This window comes from uncultured Dokdonia sp. (assembly GCF_947496725.1).
GTDB lineage: Bacteria > Bacteroidota > Bacteroidia > Flavobacteriales > Flavobacteriaceae > Dokdonia.
On sequence record NZ_CANMDS010000003.1, the window covers coordinates 449,907 to 467,172 of the forward strand.

13 protein-coding genes are annotated in these 17,266 nt (G+C 37.6%); 10 read left to right on the top strand and 3 right to left on the bottom strand.

The features are described 5' to 3' along the window. Positions 1-2: 2 nt before the first annotated feature. Complete coding sequence (locus tag Q0948_RS08830; protein ID WP_298350431.1) at positions 3-794, bottom strand: MBL fold metallo-hydrolase; 792 nt, start codon at positions 792-794, stop codon at positions 3-5. Positions 795-921: 127 nt separating this feature from the next. Here Q0948_RS08830 and Q0948_RS08835 point away from each other — a divergent pair, with 127 nt between their 5' ends. Further along, a complete protein-coding gene (locus Q0948_RS08835) occupies positions 922-2,379 on the top strand; it encodes a hypothetical protein (RefSeq protein WP_021779033.1) in 1,458 nt (485 codons plus the stop codon). A gap of 72 nt (positions 2,380-2,451) precedes the next feature. Here the strand turns inward: Q0948_RS08835 and bcp are convergent, their stop codons facing one another. Then, the gene (bcp, locus tag Q0948_RS08840) at positions 2,452-2,907 is read right to left on the bottom strand and encodes a thioredoxin-dependent thiol peroxidase (protein ID WP_021779032.1); all 456 of its coding nucleotides are present in this window, start codon (positions 2,905-2,907) and stop codon (positions 2,452-2,454) included. 177 nt (positions 2,908-3,084) lie between these two features. Here bcp and nth point away from each other — a divergent pair, with 177 nt between their 5' ends. Next, a complete protein-coding gene (nth, locus tag Q0948_RS08845) occupies positions 3,085-3,759 on the top strand; it encodes an endonuclease III (protein ID WP_021779031.1) in 675 nt (224 codons plus the stop codon). Between the two features lie 279 nt (positions 3,760-4,038). Here the strand turns inward: nth and Q0948_RS08850 are convergent, their stop codons facing one another. Further along, complete coding sequence (locus Q0948_RS08850) at positions 4,039-4,623, bottom strand: sigma-70 family RNA polymerase sigma factor (RefSeq protein WP_038600795.1); 585 nt, start codon at positions 4,621-4,623, stop codon at positions 4,039-4,041. Between the two features lie 247 nt (positions 4,624-4,870). Between Q0948_RS08850 and uvrA the strand changes: the two genes are divergently transcribed. The 8 genes from uvrA (at position 4,871) to Q0948_RS08890 (ending at position 17,256) form a co-directional block, all read left to right on the top strand. Then, positions 4,871-7,666, top strand: a complete 2,796-nt coding sequence (gene uvrA, locus Q0948_RS08855) for an excinuclease ABC subunit UvrA (RefSeq protein ID WP_298350425.1) — start codon at positions 4,871-4,873, stop codon at positions 7,664-7,666. 46 nt (positions 7,667-7,712) lie between these two features. Further along, positions 7,713-8,555, top strand: a complete 843-nt coding sequence (locus tag Q0948_RS08860) for a hypothetical protein (protein ID WP_298350423.1) — start codon at positions 7,713-7,715, stop codon at positions 8,553-8,555. Between the two features lie 48 nt (positions 8,556-8,603). Next, positions 8,604-9,467, top strand: a complete 864-nt coding sequence (locus Q0948_RS08865; protein WP_298350421.1) for a hypothetical protein — start codon at positions 8,604-8,606, stop codon at positions 9,465-9,467. 37 nt (positions 9,468-9,504) lie between these two features. Beyond that, positions 9,505-10,284 carry a T9SS type A sorting domain-containing protein gene (locus tag Q0948_RS08870; RefSeq protein WP_298350419.1) on the top strand — a complete coding sequence of 260 codons (780 nt, stop codon included), beginning with the start codon at positions 9,505-9,507 and terminating at the stop codon, positions 10,282-10,284. Positions 10,285-10,289: 5 nt separating this feature from the next. Next, complete coding sequence (locus Q0948_RS08875) at positions 10,290-11,084, top strand: sugar-binding protein (protein ID WP_298350417.1); 795 nt, start codon at positions 10,290-10,292, stop codon at positions 11,082-11,084. 114 nt (positions 11,085-11,198) lie between these two features. Then, the gene (locus Q0948_RS08880) at positions 11,199-12,587 is read left to right on the top strand and encodes a M28 family metallopeptidase (protein ID WP_298350415.1); all 1,389 of its coding nucleotides are present in this window, start codon (positions 11,199-11,201) and stop codon (positions 12,585-12,587) included. 47 nt (positions 12,588-12,634) lie between these two features. Continuing rightward, the gene (locus Q0948_RS08885) at positions 12,635-13,915 is read left to right on the top strand and encodes an amidohydrolase (RefSeq protein ID WP_038600802.1); all 1,281 of its coding nucleotides are present in this window, start codon (positions 12,635-12,637) and stop codon (positions 13,913-13,915) included. A 350-nt stretch (positions 13,916-14,265) separates the two neighbouring features. Beyond that, complete coding sequence (locus tag Q0948_RS08890) at positions 14,266-17,256, top strand: TonB-dependent receptor (protein WP_298350411.1); 2,991 nt, start codon at positions 14,266-14,268, stop codon at positions 17,254-17,256. Positions 17,257-17,266: the final 10 nt, after the last annotated feature.

The window sequence follows — 17,266 nt, forward strand, 5'->3', positions numbered from 1 at the left end:
AATTATGTAGTTAGGGTAAGGCCATCATAGGCTATGTAAATGTTTTCTGGGAGCTTTGCTTCTGCTTCTGCGTGAAAACCTAGATGATGACTTATATGTGTTAAATATGCTTTTTTTGGATTAATTCTAGCTATTAATGATAGAGCTTCATCAACGTTAAGATGCGTTCTGTGCGGCTCTTCACGTAAGCAATTGATAACAAGTATCTCAAGGTTTTTCAGTTTTGCTATCTCCTCATCTGCAATAGTTTTTACGTCTGTGAGATAGGCAATTTTATCAAACCGATACCCAAAAACTTGTAAATCGCCGTGATAAACTTCTATAGGGGTTACCGCTATATTACCCAGAGAGATTGGTTCATTATTTTTAACCTCGTGAGAAGTTACACTTGGGGCGCCGGGGTATCTATTTTCTGTAGTGAAGATATATTCAAAACGTTCTTCTAGATTTTTAATCACTCTTTTATGTCCGTAAATAGGCATATCACCTTGTCTAAAAACAAAAGGTCTTATATCATCTAGCCCTGCAACGTGGTCTGCGTGCTCGTGGGTAAATAATATACCGTGTAAAGGAGCAGGATCGCCTGCTGGTGTGCGCTTTCGCGAAAGCGTACTTAACATCTGTTGTCTAAAATCTGGCCCACAATCTATCACATAGTTATACTTGTCCCACTCTATGAGTACAGACACGCGCAATCGTTTATCACGTGGGTCATCACTAAGACACACGGGATGCGTGCTTCCTATAATGGGAATGCCTTGTGAGGTGCCGGTACCGAGAAAGGTGATTTTCACGTAAGTGTAACTAGATTAAGAAACTGTGATAGCTAATAATTCTCTCACAAAAATACAGTTATTTTTTTGGCTAGTAGACCCTTTTTGTATCTTTGGTTAACCATTAAAAGATGGAAAAAACAATACTATGGCTGTTACAATTTTAGGAGATAAAGACTTTGAAAAGGTACCTCCCCTCAAGAACAAAGTTCTTAGAGTAAATCTTAACAATAATATATACGGAACATTTGCAGAGATAGGTGCTGGACAGGAGACTGTGCGCCACTTTTTTAGAGCAGGCGGTGCGAGTGGTACCATTGCAAAAGCAATGAGTGCTTATGACAAAGACTTTTCTGATGCTATATATGGTGTAGAAGATGACGGTCGCTACGTGACCGAAAAGCGTCTTAAAAAGATGCTTTCTCACGAGATGAAGCTTATAGAAGACCGTATATCTCGTTACAAACAGCCAGATAAAATCTTCTTTACATATGCAAATACGGTTGCTACCATAGATTTTGCAAAGAAGTATAAAGGACACGGATGGGTAGGTATACGTTTTCAAATCTCTCCAGAAGGTGAGTTTAATGAGATTATTTTACACGTTCGTTTTCACGAAAATGATGCTCGTTTACAACAGTTAACTCTAGGTACACTAGGTGTAAACCTTATATATGGTGCTTTTTACAAGCACGATAACCCTAAGAATTTATTGCGTTACCTGTATGATCACATAGATCAAGATCAGATAGAGATAGACACGATAAACTTCTCTGGACCTCAGTTTGAACACGTAGATAACCGTCTTATGAGTTTACAACTTGTAAAGAATGGTATGACAGAGGCCGTAATGTTTGATGCAAAAGGTAACAACATCTTACCAGCAGCTTTACTTTACAAGAAAAACGTTCTAGCCCTACGTGGTAGCTTTAGACCAGTTACTAAGGTTAATATGGATATGTTTGAGAAAGCATATAAAATGTTTGTAGAAGCAAACCGTGTTAATGAGAAGAAGACAGAGGCCATTTTTGAAATTACCTTATCAAACCTCCGTGCAGAAGGAGATATAGATGAAGAAGATTTTATGGCAAGAGCAAGACTGTTAGGCTCACTCGGGCAAACAGTGATGATCTCAAACTTTAAAGAGTACTACCGTGTAGTTGAGTATTTTTCAAACTATACAAAAGAGCGTATGGGTCTAGTAATGGGCGTAAACAATCTAATAGATATATTTGACACAAGCTACTATCGTCACTTGAGTGGAGGTATACTAGAGGCTTTTGGAAAATTATTCTTTAAAGATCTTAAGGTATTCTTATACCCTATGAAAGATTCTAAAACTGGAGAGTACACTACAAGCGATAATCTTAAGGTACACCCACGTATGAAGGAGCTTTACAAGTTCTTTAAACTTAACGGTAAAGTACTAGATATAGAAAATTATGACCCAGCAATCACAGATATATTCTCTAGAGAAGTATTACGTATGATTTCTGATGGTGAAAAAGGATGGGAAGAAATGCTACCAGAAGGCGTTTCTGAACTTATAAAGTCTCGTAACCTATTTGGTTATCAACCATCTGCATTACTAGAAGCAGATAAATAGCATCAATATTATAGTTATAGAAAAAGCCTTAAGTATTTTACTTAAGGCTTTTTTTTTATTTTAATTCACTTGTTAAGCATCTAGCAGTTGAGCAGCGTGATCTTTGGTTTTTACTTTTTTGATAACATCAGTTACTACACCTTCCTCATCTACCTTAAAGGTCATACGGTGTATACCGTCATATTCTTTACCCATAAACTTTTTAAGTCCCCATACGCCAAAGGCGTTTATCACCGTCTTGTCTTCATCTGCAAGAAGCTGGAAAGGAAACTCATACTTAGTTGCAAAATTTTTCTGGCGCTTCTCAGAGTCTGCGCTTACACCTAGTAGGTGGTAGCCTTGGTCTTGTAGTTCCTTATAATTATCCCTAAGATTACAAGCCTCTGCCGTACATCCAGGTGTACTAGCCTTAGGATAAAAAAATACAATAAGCTTCTTCCCTTTAAAATCGGAAAGGCTTACGCTATTTCCGTCTTGATCTGTTGTAGTAAAATCTGGGACCTTATCCCCTACTTCTAATGTATTCATCTTCAATTTAAAATTTATTGTGGTTGTGATATCTCATTTCACATCTCACAATGGTTAATTACCTTTACATAACAATAGGATCATCTCATAAAGACCATCACTTTTATAAAGTTACGAGTTATCTCTATTAACAAAAAGAAATACACTTTTAAGGTGCTATAAATTCTCAATAAAGCAATGACTAAGCAAGAAAAGGTTGACTTCACTATAGATACACTACAAGAACTTTATCCTCAAATCCCTATCCCTCTAGATCATAAAGATCCCTACACGCTTCTTATAGCCGTACTTATGAGTGCACAGAGCACAGATGTACGAGTAAACCAGATTACACCACTATTATTTGAGGTGGCAGATAATCCTTATGATATGGTAAAGCTTACCGTAGAAGAAATAAGAGAGATTATAAAGCCTGTAGGACTCTCCCCTATGAAGGCAAAAGGAATACACGGGCTATCACAAATCCTTATAGATAAATATAATGGCGTTGTACCTGCTAGCATAGAGAAGCTTACAGAGTTTCCCGCTGTCGGCCATAAAACTGCAAGTGTTGTTGTTGCTCAGGCCTTTGGTATACCAGCTTTTCCTGTAGATACGCATATACATAGACTTATGTACCGCTGGGGCTTTACAAATGGTAAAAATGTGGTGCAAACAGAAAAGGATGCAAAGCGCCTCTTTCCAGAACATCTCTGGAATGATCTTCACCTCCAAATCATCTGGTACGGCCGTGATTACTCACCTGCTAGAGGATGGGACTTAGAAAAAGATATCATTACAAAAACCATAGGCCGTAAGACAGTACTTGCAGACTATGAAAAAATGATGGCCAAAAGAAAGAAGAAGAAATAAGTTTTACGCTTTCGCGAAAGCGTACTCAAAACCCATAAAAAAACCCCGATGACTAGTCGGGGTTTTTTCAAAGTTTAGTTGATGAGTGCTTCAAACTTCATCGATTTATAATGTATAACACTTAAAGCCTTAGAGTAGTTCAAGAGATAATCTACAGTCTCTTGTTTTGGTTCATATGGGGTCGTCTTTTTATTACCTGACGAAGGTTTAGAGTAAAGTTTTGCCATTCGGATTTTCTTTGGTTCTTATCAAGAACGCAAAAAAGTATGGCTTATTATGTTAATTTGTTAAAACTATGTTATTTGTATCAATCACTTTTCTCAAATTGATCAATGCGTAACGCATTCTTCCCAGTGCAGTATTAATACTCACTCCCGTGCGCTCTGAGATTTCTTTAAAACTCATCTCCTGGTAAATACGCATTTTGAGTACTTCCTTTTGATCTTCTGGTAGCTCTTCAATGATACGTTTTACATCTCTGTTTACTTGATCACGTACCATTTGCTTCTCAGCATTAAGACTATTATCACTTAGTACAGAAAATATTGAAAACTCACCCGTGTTATCAAATTTAGGCATACGGTTATTACGTCTAAAGTGGTCTATCACTAGATTGTGAGCGATACGCATTACCCAAGGTAGAAATTTACCCTCTTCATTGTACTTTCCTTTTTTGAGCGTTTTAATGACTTTAATAAAAGTATCTTGAAAAATATCTTCAGAGATATCACGGTCATACACCTTTGAGTATATAAAACTATATATACGCTGCTTATGCCTTGCGATAAGCATAGCCAATGATTTTTCGTCTCCTTTGATGTAATTGCTAACGAGCGTAGCATCTGTAATTAAAACACTTTTCATAAGTACCACTTTGTAGATTAAAATTGCTAGAACCTCCATTCTAGCCCAAAATTTTATAAAGTAGTATTATGCTATACGCAGTTTGTTTTTGTGTTTATAACGGTAAATATATAATAATTATGTTAACCTTTCTTAAAAAATGGGGTATTTACACAATATTTTAATCAAAACATCTTAAAACCCGTCTTTACTCGGTTTTAATAGCACTACACTTTCGGTATCTTTGTTAGATATCTAAAGAATTGCGATGCTTATAGACGTTGAGGATGTAAATCCTAAGAAGAATATTATCATTAAGGGTGCCAAACTCCACAATCTCAAAAATATTAATGCTGTTATCCCTAGAAACAAACTTGTGGTCATCACAGGACTCTCTGGATCTGGTAAATCATCATTAGCCTTTGACACACTCTATGCCGAAGGACAGCGTCGCTATGTAGAAAGTTTATCATCATATGCCAGACAGTTTTTAGGCAGGCTAGATAAACCTAAGGTAGACTATATAAAAGGTATTGCTCCTGCTATTGCTATTGAACAAAAGGTAAACAGCACAAACCCTAGATCTACCGTAGGTACCTCTACAGAGATTTATGATTATCTCAAATTACTTTTTGCCCGTATAGGCAAGACCTACTCGCCTGTGTCTGGCAATGAGGTGAAAAAGGATACCGTTACAGATGTGGTAAAGTATATTTTGGCTTTCGCCAAAAGAGAAAAACTCCTGCTTCTCGCTCCTATTCACTTAGAAAAAGGAAGAAAAATTGAATCAAAACTTCAAGCCCTTTTACAACAAGGATATGCTCGTATACAAGTAAAAGGAGAAGTAAAACGCCTAGATGAAGTAGCCGAAATAGGTTCTAAGCTTAAAGCGAAAGACATCCTACTTGTAGTAGACCGTATCATCACAAATCCAGAAGATGAAGATTTTGTAAATCGTCTCTCAGACGCTATACAAACGGCGTTTTTTGAAGGTAAAGGAACGCTCTTTATAGAAAAAATGGAAGACGGCTCACGGCGCCAGTTCTCAAATAAGTTTGAGCTAGATGGAATGTCATTCTTAGAGCCTAACGTACATTTATTTTCTTTTAACAATCCTTATGGTGCCTGCCCTACTTGTGAGGGCTATGGTGATGTAATAGGTATAGATGAAGATCTTGTAGTGCCTAACACGGCACTCTCTGTGTATGAGAATGCTATTTTTCCTTGGAGAGGTGATAGTATGAGTCATTACAGAGACCAGCTAGTTAATCGTGCATATAAGTTTGACTTCCCTATACACAAACCTTGGTTTGAACTCACGCAAGAACAGCAGCAGCTTGTTTGGGAAGGTAATACACACTTTGACGGACTCAACAAGTTCTTTAAATTCTTAGAGTCTAAAGCTTATAAAATACAAAACCGGGTGATGCTCTCTCGCTACCGCGGTAAGACAAAATGTAATACCTGTAAAGGTAAACGCCTGCGCCCAGAGGCAACTTACGTGAAGATAGGAGGAAAAAACATTGTAGACCTTGTAGAGTTACCACTTAACGAAGTAGAAGACTTTTTTAATGGATTAACGCTTAATGAATATGATACTACGGTAGCAAAGCGATTACTTACAGAAATAAAAAGTAGGTTACAGTTTTTACAAAAAGTAGGACTCAACTATCTCACACTTAATAGAAAATCTAATACTCTCTCTGGTGGTGAGTCACAACGTATTAACCTCGCCACATCATTAGGTAGTAGCCTTGTAGGCTCTATGTATATTCTTGATGAACCTAGCATAGGTTTACACCCTAGAGATACAGAAAAACTCATAGAGGTCCTTAAGTCTCTAAGAGATTTAGGCAACACAGTCATCGTAGTAGAGCACGATGAGGATATTATGAAACAAGCAGACTTCATAATAGATATAGGCCCTGAAGCAGGAACCTTTGGGGGTGACGTAGTTGCAGTAGGTGACTATGATGATATTCTTAAAAGTGAGTCACTCACGGCAGGATATCTGAATGGAACATTAGAAATAGAGGTACCTAAAAAGCGTAAAACTTCAAAATACTATGCAGAGGTTATAGGTGCTAGAGAAAATAATCTTAAAAATGTAGATGTACGTTTTCCTCTAGGAGTTTTTACGGCTGTTACAGGTGTTTCTGGAAGTGGTAAGTCTACACTTGTGCGTAAGATTCTCTATCCTGCTATGCTTAAAGCAATAGGAGGTTATGGTGAGAAAGCAGGACAGTTTACAAAGCTCACCGGTAATTATGACAACATAAAAACCATAGAGTATGTAGATCAAAACCCAATAGGAAGGTCTTCTAGATCAAACCCAGTGACTTATATTAAAGCTTACGATGATATTAGAAAACTATTTGAAAGTCAGAAACTTAGTAAAATAAGAAATTATAAAGCAAAGCACTTTTCTTTTAATGTAGATGGTGGTCGCTGTGAGACTTGCAAAGGTGAAGGCGAGGTAACTATAGAGATGCAATTTATGGCAGATGTGCATCTTGTATGTGAGACGTGTAAAGGCAAGAGATTTAAAAAAGAAGTGCTTGAGGTAGCTTTTAATGGTAAAAATATAGACGATATCCTCACGATGACTATTGACGATGCGGTGTCATTTTTCACAGAACATAATGAGGCAAAAATAACACGTAAATTAAAGCCACTTCAAGATGTAGGCCTAGGATATGTAACTTTAGGACAAAGCTCTTCTACCCTCTCTGGTGGTGAGGCACAACGTATAAAGCTTGCAAGCTTTCTCGTAAAAGGAACTACAAAGGACAAGACGCTATTCATTTTTGATGAACCTACTACGGGACTTCACTTTCACGATATAAAAAAGCTCCTAGCTTCTTTTGAGGCTCTTATTGAAAAAGGTCACTCTATCATTGTTGTAGAGCATAATATGGACCTTGTGAAATGTGCAGACTATGTTATCGATATGGGACCAGAAGGTGGTAAAAATGGAGGAAAACTCGTAGCGGCCGGAACACCAGAAGAAGTTGCAAAAAATAAGAAATCATTTACCGGTACATACTTAAAGGAAAAACTCTAATCATCTACTAATTAGATATTACCTCCGAAAGTCCTATTTTAGTACAATGGGACTTTCTAATTTTATAAAAAACCTCGTTCAAGCTACAAAAACTACAGCTTTTGATCCTGGTGTATTTAATGATGAGCTTGCCAGTAAGGTTAGTTGGTCACCTAAGGCTGGCGGTGGCGCAAACTTCAAGACCAAAAGCTTAGTAAAAATCTCTGATAGCGAACTTCAATATAAAGCCTCCTCGTTTGGAAAAATATTTGGAGCACTATTTATTATTTTCCCTATAGTATTTATCCTTGTAGGAACTACAACTCTTATTAAAACAGGCTTTAAGGTAGAAGCGTTAATTTTTGTACTAATACCTCTTATCTTTATTGGTGTAGGAATCTTTATAATTAAAAAATTCAATAGCACAATTACATTTAATAAGTCATCAGGCTATTTTCATAAAAGTAAAAAGAAAGAAGTAACAAGCCTAGCTGTGCAAGAAAATGCACATAATTTTAAGCTAGACACGATAAAGGCTTTGCAAATTTTACCAGAGCGTGTGCGTGGTGATAAAAGCTCTTACACCAGCTATGAGATTAACCTTGTATTTGAAGATGGTAGTCGTTATAATATTGTGGATCACGGCCACAGAAAAAGTATAGAGACAGATGCTGTAACACTAAGTGATTTTTTAGGAGTTCCCGCCTGGAATAAAATGACAGGAACCACCTATTTATCTTCATCTAGTGCTACAAGCTCTTCATATAACAGCCTTGAACCTCACGATCTGAGATCAAATAAAAATAAAACAAGTTATGATTCGTCATCAACGACTTATGCTAGTGATAGTACTTATGAGACAGATGATCTAGATAGTGATTATGACTCAACAAAACCTCGAGAAATGTAGTATCACGCTTTCGCGAAAGCGTAACAAAAACCATCAACACGTTTAATTATGAAAAACCTATTACTACTGTTACTTCTGTTTTCAATTACGTTTGTGAGGTCACAATCTGATACAGAGATTTTTCTATTTGATATCGATGCCACGCAAGAAAAACCTGTGCTTAACAACAAAAAAAACATTAGTCAAAATAAAGGCTATGACAGCCAGCCACAATTTCTGGCAGATAATGTGATTATTTATGCTGGTACTCGTGAAGGGCAAACAGAAATCATACAGTATACGAGAGGTACTTCAAAACAGTTTAACACAAGTACTCAAGGAGGAGAATACTCTCCGCAGTTTATGATGGGTACGCGAGGTATCTCTGCAGTACGCTTAGATCCAGATGGCTTACAGCGATTATATCACTACCTACCTAGAAAAACAGAAACTCCTACCCTAGTTAAAGATGCGGTAGTGGCTTACTATACTTGGTTTGACAAGAATACCATTGTAGGAGCAGATATTGTTGGAGATAATTTACATCTAGTAATTCATCACTTAGATAGTAAAAAAACAGAAGACCTAAAGATAGCAGTAGGTAGATCTTTTCATAAAATTCCTGAGACTCCTCTGGTAAGTTTTATAGACAAAACTTCACAACCCTGGATGGTAAAATCTATTGACCCAGCTACAAAAAAGATAAAAAACATAATACCGCTAGATGAGGGCGTAGAAGATATAAACTGGCTACCAGATGGCCGATTACTTGCAGCAAAGGGGAATACCATTTATGTTAAAGAAAAAAACGCGTGGAATGTCTTCCATAGTTTTACAGATACAGCGCTACAAGACATTACACGGTTTGCTATTGCGCCTGGTGGTAATCAGATTGCTATTGTATCTACAATCTCACAACCAAAATCTGAGTAATCATTTATCTATAATAAAGATGAAAAATAAGAGCACAATGAAGACAAAAATGAATCGGCAGCTTATTTTGAGTATGGGATTCATACTCACATCTGTTATTGCCACTGCTCAAGGCTTTACTTATAATGAAGAGACAGACGGTGACCTCTCAGATCAGTTTGACGCTCCTAGTGGTCCTTTTATTCTCGAGGTAGGAGATAATAGCATTACAGCAGATCAACAAGGTAATCCTCGTGATATAGATTATATCACAATAACCTTACCGCCAGATTTACAGCTAGATCAACTTATTCTTGACGGTTATACTGCAGAGGGTACCAATAATGAGGCATTTATAGGCTTGCAAGAAGGCAACGCGTTTACAACAGATGCAATGACTACAACGGCAAGTGATTTACTAGGAGGTATGACGTATGGTGGCGGTAATCTAGATACAGATTTACTACCACAAATTGGGCAACTAGGCACAGGCTTTACCCCACCACTACCTACCGGAACTTATACCTTCTGGCTTAATCAAACAGGACCTAACTCTCAGGCTACGCTTAGATTTGTAGTTTCAGGAACTCTAGCTATAGAAGAAGTTACCACACAAAATGATATAGTAATCTACCCTAACCCAGTACGCGAGACGCTACATATAAGCGCTCCAGGCACAGCCGTTCAGAAACTCGAAATCTACAATATCACAGGAAAATTAATAGTCTCGCAGGCTACTCTATCACCTGTAACATTTAGTGCCACACCGTCCGGAATCTATTTTGTAAAAGTCTTTACAAGCTCTGGTATTATTACTCAAAAAATTAACAAACTATAATATTAATGAAACACCTATTAACCATCTGTTTACTCACACTCGCATTATCGAGCTGTAAAGAATCTACAACAACTGTATCCCCATCTTCAGACCTTGTTGAAGATACAAGTGAGATACCTAATAATAAGATAGACCACCAGTTACGACAAGTTCAAAAAGCCACTATTGCACCAGAGCTGGACGGAAAGGCAGATGATCCCATATGGAAAAGTGTGAGCTGGCAACAATTAGATCAAAAATGGCTGGGAGATGATTATACTGCAAAAGATTTCGCTGGTCGTTATAAACTTGCTTGGACTCCAGAGGCCTTATATATACTTGCAGAAATTACAGATGACGTAATTTATGATAAAGAAAAAGACCCACTCACCCTATGGTGGGATGATGACTGCCTAGAGATTTTTATAGATGAAGACAACTCTGGTGGTGGTCACCAGTTTACCCACAATGCATTTGCATATCACGTAGCTCTAGACGGTAATGTGGTAGATGTTGCTCCAGGTAAAACACCTACATTATACAATAGCCACGTACAATCTAAAACTACAAGTGTAAGAGAAAATACGATGCTATGGGAGTGTAAGATGACTATCTATGACGCTACTTATAAAGATGGTGGTGTGAACGAACAAAAAATACTAGCACCTAATAAAAAAATGGGCTTTGCCCTAGCCTATTGTGATAATGATGCAAGTGAAGAGCGAGAAAACTTTATAGGCTCTGTAGCTGTGCCAGGTGAAGATAAAAACAGAGGCTGGATAGACGCAGGTATTTTTGGCACTATTGAGCTCGTGGAGTAAATCTTCGGTTGCTGTAATTCAGCTGTAAGGTTTATATACACGCTTTCGCGAAAGCGGTCTACACATCAACACATTCTTTACTATCTTTAAAACAAAAATTTATACTTTATATCAATGTTAAGAAATTTACCCACCCTACACATTCCAAATCCAAAACAACTCATCACTACTTCTGTACTTACTGCTTTTACATTTTGCCTTTCTATAGGTACAAGTGTAGCGCAAACAGATACAAGAATCTATGATATCATAGATGCCGTATCTGAAGACAGATTACGGGCAGATGTAAAAAAACTTGCAGATTTTGGAACAAGACACACCTTAAGTGATACTGTTTCAAACACTCGCGGCATAGGCGCCGCTAGAAGATGGATAAAAAGTGAGTTTGAAAAAACATCTCAAGCTTGTAATAACTGTCTAGATGTTTTTTACCAGAGTGATTTAGTAAAAAAAGGTACAAACCCTCGTATTGTAAAGGATGTAGCGGTAGTAAATGTTGTTGCTGTACAAAAAGGCAGCAAGTACCCTAACCGTTACATACTAATGAGCGGTGATATAGATAGTAGAATTTCTGATCCTACAAATTATACAGATGACGCTCCTGGGGCAAATGATAATGCGAGCGGTATGGCTGGTACACTAGAAGCGGCAAGAGTATTATCAAAATATACTTTTGAAAACAGTATCATATATGTAGGCCTCTCTGGAGAAGAGCAAGGACTCTTTGGAGGAAAAGGGCTCGCAGCTTACGCAAAAGAGCAAGGCTGGGAGATTATAGGTATTATGAACAATGATATGATAGGCAATATAGAAGGTGTAGATGGAGTGATAGATAATAGAACTTTTAGAATATTTTCTGAGCCAGTCCCTCCTACTGAGACAGAGAGACAGCGCAACGCAAGACGCTTTTATGGCGGTGAGGTAGATGGTATATCAAGACAACTGGCTCGTTTTATTTACAAAACCACAAAGACGTATATGCCAGAGATGAACCCTATGATGATTTATAGACTTGACCGTTTTGGTCGTGGTGGTCACCACAGACCTTTTAACGACGCTGGTTTTGCTGGAATACGTATAATGGAAGCACACGAAAATTATACACAGCAACACCAAGACATACGTACAGAAAATGGAATAAATTATGGAGATACTTTTGAGCACGTAAACTTTCCATATAATGCAAAACTTACAGCCGTAAATGCCATAAACCTTGCAAGCATCGCCTGGGCACCTCCTACTCCTAGTAATGTAGGTATAGGTGGTATTGTAGAGGCAAACGCACGTCTAGAGTGGGATGCCGTAGAGGGCGCAGTAGCTTATAAAGTGTACTGGAGAGATACCACCTCTCCTACTTGGGATAACTCAAGACTTATCACAAGTGGTACAAGTGCCACTCTTAAAGGTATTGTGATAGATAACTTTTTCTTTGGCGTAGCTGCTGTAGGTAAAGATGGTCACGAGAGTCCAGTAGCATTCCCTAGTACTATTATAAGAGATTAACCTAATACCATATGGACTCAAATGTGGGTCTGCTTAATAACAATTATATGAAATACACAAAAACCTTATGTATTGTAGGGACTATTTTAGTTTCCGCTTTCGCGAAAGCGCAAACCTCTTTTGATCAAGACATCGCTGCAGTAAAAGATAAAGTAATAGAATGGCGCAGAGACTTTCATCAAAACCCTGAACTAGGAAACAGAGAGTTTAAAACCGCCGAAAAAATAGCCAAACATTTAAAATCACTAGGTATAGAAGTACAAACCGGTGTAGCAAAGACTGGTGTTGTAGGACTTTTAAAAGGAGACTTACCGGGCAAAGTGGTTGCACTGCGAGCAGATATAGATGCATTACCAGTTACAGAGCGTAATGATCTTCCTTTTAAATCTAATGTTACCACTACGTTCCTAGGTGCCGAAACTGGTGTAATGCACGCTTGTGGTCACGATACTCACACGGCTATACTTATGGGTGTTGCAGAAGTACTGGCTAAGAATAAGGATAAAATAAAAGGTTCTGTAAAGTTTGTCTTTCAACCTGCAGAAGAGGGACCGCCACCGGGTGAAGAAGGAGGTGCAAAACTTATGGTGAAGGAAGGTGTATTACAAAATCCTCAGGTAGATGCCATTTTTGGGTTACATATCAATAGCGCTACACCAGCGGGAACTATACGATATAAACCTGGAGGAACTATGGCAGCAACAGAGCGCTTTGTTGTAAAAGTAAAAGGAAAGCAATCACACGGTAGCCAGCCGTGGTCTGGTGTAGACCCTATTCTTATCTCTGCTCAAATTATAGACGGTTTTCAAAGTATTATCTCTCGTGAGAGTAACTTGACAGAAGAAGCTGCCGTAATAACTGTAGGTAAGATAACTTCTGGATTACGCTTTAATATCATACCAGAAAGTGCAGAAATGATAGGTACTGTACGTACGCTTGATCCAGATATGCGTGAGAAAATCATAAGACGTATGAATGAGATGGCACGCGACATTGCAAAGGCTTACGGTGGTGAGGCAGAAATTGAATGGCAAAATATGACTGTGGTAACCTATAACGACCTGGATCTTACGGCGCAATCATTACCAACACTTCAAAAAGTAAGCGGTGCCGAAAATGTACAATTACAGAAAGCAGTTACTGGTGGTGAAGATTTCTCTTTCTTTCAAGAAAAAGTGCCTGGATTCTATTTCTTTTTAGGTGGAATGACTCCTGGAAACAAAGAAGCTTTTCCGCATCACACGCCAGATTTCTATATAGATGAAAGCGGATTTCAGCTAGGTGTAAAAGCCCTTAGTCAGCTTACGGTAGATTACCTTTCGAAATAAGTTAAACAAAACACGATTTAAAGAGCGTCTCTTCCTTGTGAAGAGGCGCTTTTTTGGTTTTAATTAAGATATAATTATCATAAATATATGTTAAGAGCAATGTTACCTTAAGGTAAACTTTAAGAGCATTTTTTGTTAAACATTTATTAAAAAGCAAACTTAAAAATGTTAAGAAAATTCTCACTTAATGGATTTTCAATCACTTATAAATGTTAAAGGATTTTTGTAAGAAAAATTAACAAAAAATGTGAATTCTTAAATTTATGATAAACTTAGGTTAATTGTGATGTGACATTCTTAGCGATTAGCCTAAATGAATAATTTTATCGCATCATTAAAAACATACATAAATGAAAAAAACTATTATCCAAAAGTATCTGTTTTTGGCTCTTCTAGGCTTTATGGCGCAAGTCACTTTTGCTCAGAAAACAATTACAGGTACAGTGAAAGAACAAAATGGCCCGCTACCAGGAGCCAGTGTTTTAATTCAAGGTACCACTACGGGTACCCAAACTGATTTTGATGGAAACTTCTCTATAGAAGCATCATCAACAGATGTATTAACTTTTAGCTATGTAGGCTTTAAAGAAGTTTCTATTCCTGTAGGAAATCAGTCTATTATTAATGTGACACTAGAAGAAGATAATGCACTGGATGAGGTCGTTATTGTAGCTTTTGGATCACAAACAAAAAAGAAAAATGTTCAATCTGTATCTGTAATTGGTCAGGATGCTATTAAAGATATCCCGGCAAACTCTCCACAAGAGTTACTACAAGGTCAAGCAGCAGGTGTACAGGTTGTACAATCTTCTGGAGTACTGGGAGCAGCTCCTACTATTAAAATTAGAGGTGTCGCTTCAGTATCATCTGGATCTAGACCACTATTTGTTGTAGACGGTGTACCACTTAACGACACAGATCTTACATCTAACCAAGGTGCAAACCAAGGTCTTAACCCACTAGCAAACATTAACCCAAACGATATAGAGTCTATCTCTGTATTAAAAGATGCTTCGGCAACTGCTATCTACGGTTCACGTGGATCTAATGGTGTTGTAATTGTGACAACAAAATCTGGTTCTAAAGGAGGACAGACTACTGTTACTTTAAACGTTAGTACAGGAATCAGTGAGTCTACAGACACTTTTCAAATGATGAATGCAGATCAGTTTAGACAATATGCTGTAGATGCAAACTATTTTGGAATAGATAATCCTGCAGACCTTCCTCAAGGAAGTTTTGACTGGGTAGATGGTGTTACTAGAACGGGTATTTCAAATAATATAGACGCATCTGTAAGTGGTGGTAGTGAGAAAACTTCTTTTTACATCAGTACTAACTTTAAAGATGAAGAAGGATTTATCATTGGTAATGATTTAAAAAGACGTGCTGGTCGTTTAAACATTAACCACACTGCAACAGATTGGTTAGAAATAGGTGCAAACATAGGGATTACAAGAAATGAGTTTGACCGTGTAGGTGCAGAAAACAGTACGTTTGCTCCACTTACTTCTGCTTACTTAATCCGTCCGTGGGTAGAACCTAGAGATGAGAATGGAAACCTAGTAAACACTGGTTTTATCGCAAACACAATTGCAATTGAATCACTTGATATCAATAATTCTGACGTAACAAGAACTACAGGTAACGTATCTGCAAAGGTATCTTTAATGGAAGGATTATCTTTTAACTCTCGCTTTGGTATTGATAGAGTTCTTGTTGAAGAGCAGCAACGTTCTTTTGAGCTTAACTCACCAGGAGGAACAGGGTCTAACTTTTATGCTCAAGACAACCGTTACATCCTTACTAACACACTTAACTACGATACTACTTTCGGAGATAAGCACGATTTAGGAGCAGTAGCAGGTATCTCTTATGAAGAGAATACAATTAGAACTATTGCGGTTGCAGGTACAGGTTTTGCTAGTGATTCTAGTTTAAACATTGAGTCTGCTGCACAAAAGACTACGACTACATCTAGTGCTACGGCAAATAGCCTTGTAGGTTACTTTGCACGTGTAAACTATGCATATGACAGTAAATATGTTCTTGAAGGTTCTTTACGTCGTGATGGATCATCACGTTTTGGAGAAGATAACCGTTTTGGTACATTCTTCGCACTAGGTGGTGCTTGGAACCTTTCTGAAGAAAAATTCTTAGAAGATAGCTCTTGGATTAATAACCTTAAACTTAGAGCAAGTTTCGGTACAACAGGTAACGATCGTATAGGAAACTTCCAGTCTCTAGCGCTTTACAGTGGTGGTACTTTTGGACAGTACAATGATCAAGCTGGTCTTGCTCCTGTTTCTGCACCAAACCCAGATTTAAAATGGGAACGTTCTAAAGCTTTTGATATTGGACTAGCAGGAGACCTGTTTAACAACAGACTTTCTTTTAGTGTTGATTATTACAAGAAGAGAACAGATGACCTTATCTTAAACCTTCCACTTCCTATCTCTACTGCAGCAGGTACAAATAATACCATTGCTCGTAACGTAGGTGAGATTGAAAACAGAGGTTTTGATGTTAGTCTTACTTCTAATAACTTTAGAGATGGTGATTTCAAATGGACAACAACTCTTAACATAGGTTTCAATACAAACGAAGTAATCTCTTTACCAGGAGCATCTATTGATACAGAAGGAAGAGAGTTTATAGCTGGATCTGCTTCTCAAAGAGCTATTGTAGGTGAGTCTATTAACACATTTTACTTAGTACGTTACAAAGGTGTAAACCCACAAACTGGTGATGCAGAGTGGCTAGACGCAGATGGTAATGCAACTACAAACCCTAACCCATCTACAGATAGAGTTATTGCAGGAGATGCAAACCCAGACTTTGTAGGAGGACTTACAAACTCGTTCAAGTACAAAAACTTTGACTTAAACGTTTTAACTAACTTTAGTGTTGGTAACGATATCTATGTAGACGGTTTACGTTTTACAGATAACGCTGCTTCAGGATCATTTAACAATAGAGCTGCTTTATTAGATGTATGGCAACAACCAGGAGACAATGCTTTTGTACCTGCTTTTGACAGCCCAACATTTAGCACATTTGCACAGAGATCTACTGCACAGTTAAGAGATGGTTCTTTCTTAAGATTTAAGAATATAACATTAGGATATACAATACCTAAGTCTGTATTAGAAAAGACTAAGCACCTTAAAAACATTAGGTTATATGCTACCGCAACAAACCTTATTACTATAAAAGGAAGTGACTTAGAAGGTATAGACCCAGAGGTTACAGATACTAGTGCTGCTTTAGGACAAGGAGAAACTTTCTTTACTCCACCACAATCAAAGTCTTTCATCTTTGGAGCAACGATCCAATTATAATATAAAACCA

What these genes read in the sequence shown, in the direction of transcription:
- Q0948_RS08835 (WP_021779033.1), top strand. Translation starts at nt 922, where the DNA reads ATGGCTGTTACAATTTTAGGAGATAAAGACTTTGAAAAGGTACCTCCC.
- bcp (WP_021779032.1), bottom strand. Translation starts at nt 2,907, where the DNA reads ATGAATACATTAGAAGTAGGGGATAAGGTCCCAGATTTTACTACAACA.
- nth (WP_021779031.1), top strand. Translation starts at nt 3,085, where the DNA reads ATGACTAAGCAAGAAAAGGTTGACTTCACTATAGATACACTACAAGAA.
- Q0948_RS08850 (WP_038600795.1), bottom strand. Translation starts at nt 4,623, where the DNA reads ATGAAAAGTGTTTTAATTACAGATGCTACGCTCGTTAGCAATTACATC.
- uvrA (WP_298350425.1), top strand. Translation starts at nt 4,871, where the DNA reads ATGCTTATAGACGTTGAGGATGTAAATCCTAAGAAGAATATTATCATT.
- Q0948_RS08860 (WP_298350423.1), top strand. Translation starts at nt 7,713, where the DNA reads ATGGGACTTTCTAATTTTATAAAAAACCTCGTTCAAGCTACAAAAACT.
- Q0948_RS08865 (WP_298350421.1), top strand. Translation starts at nt 8,604, where the DNA reads ATGAAAAACCTATTACTACTGTTACTTCTGTTTTCAATTACGTTTGTG.
- Q0948_RS08870 (WP_298350419.1), top strand. Translation starts at nt 9,505, where the DNA reads ATGAAGACAAAAATGAATCGGCAGCTTATTTTGAGTATGGGATTCATA.
- Q0948_RS08875 (WP_298350417.1), top strand. Translation starts at nt 10,290, where the DNA reads ATGAAACACCTATTAACCATCTGTTTACTCACACTCGCATTATCGAGC.
- Q0948_RS08880 (WP_298350415.1), top strand. Translation starts at nt 11,199, where the DNA reads ATGTTAAGAAATTTACCCACCCTACACATTCCAAATCCAAAACAACTC.
- Q0948_RS08885 (WP_038600802.1), top strand. Translation starts at nt 12,635, where the DNA reads ATGAAATACACAAAAACCTTATGTATTGTAGGGACTATTTTAGTTTCC.
- Q0948_RS08890 (WP_298350411.1), top strand. Translation starts at nt 14,266, where the DNA reads ATGAAAAAAACTATTATCCAAAAGTATCTGTTTTTGGCTCTTCTAGGC.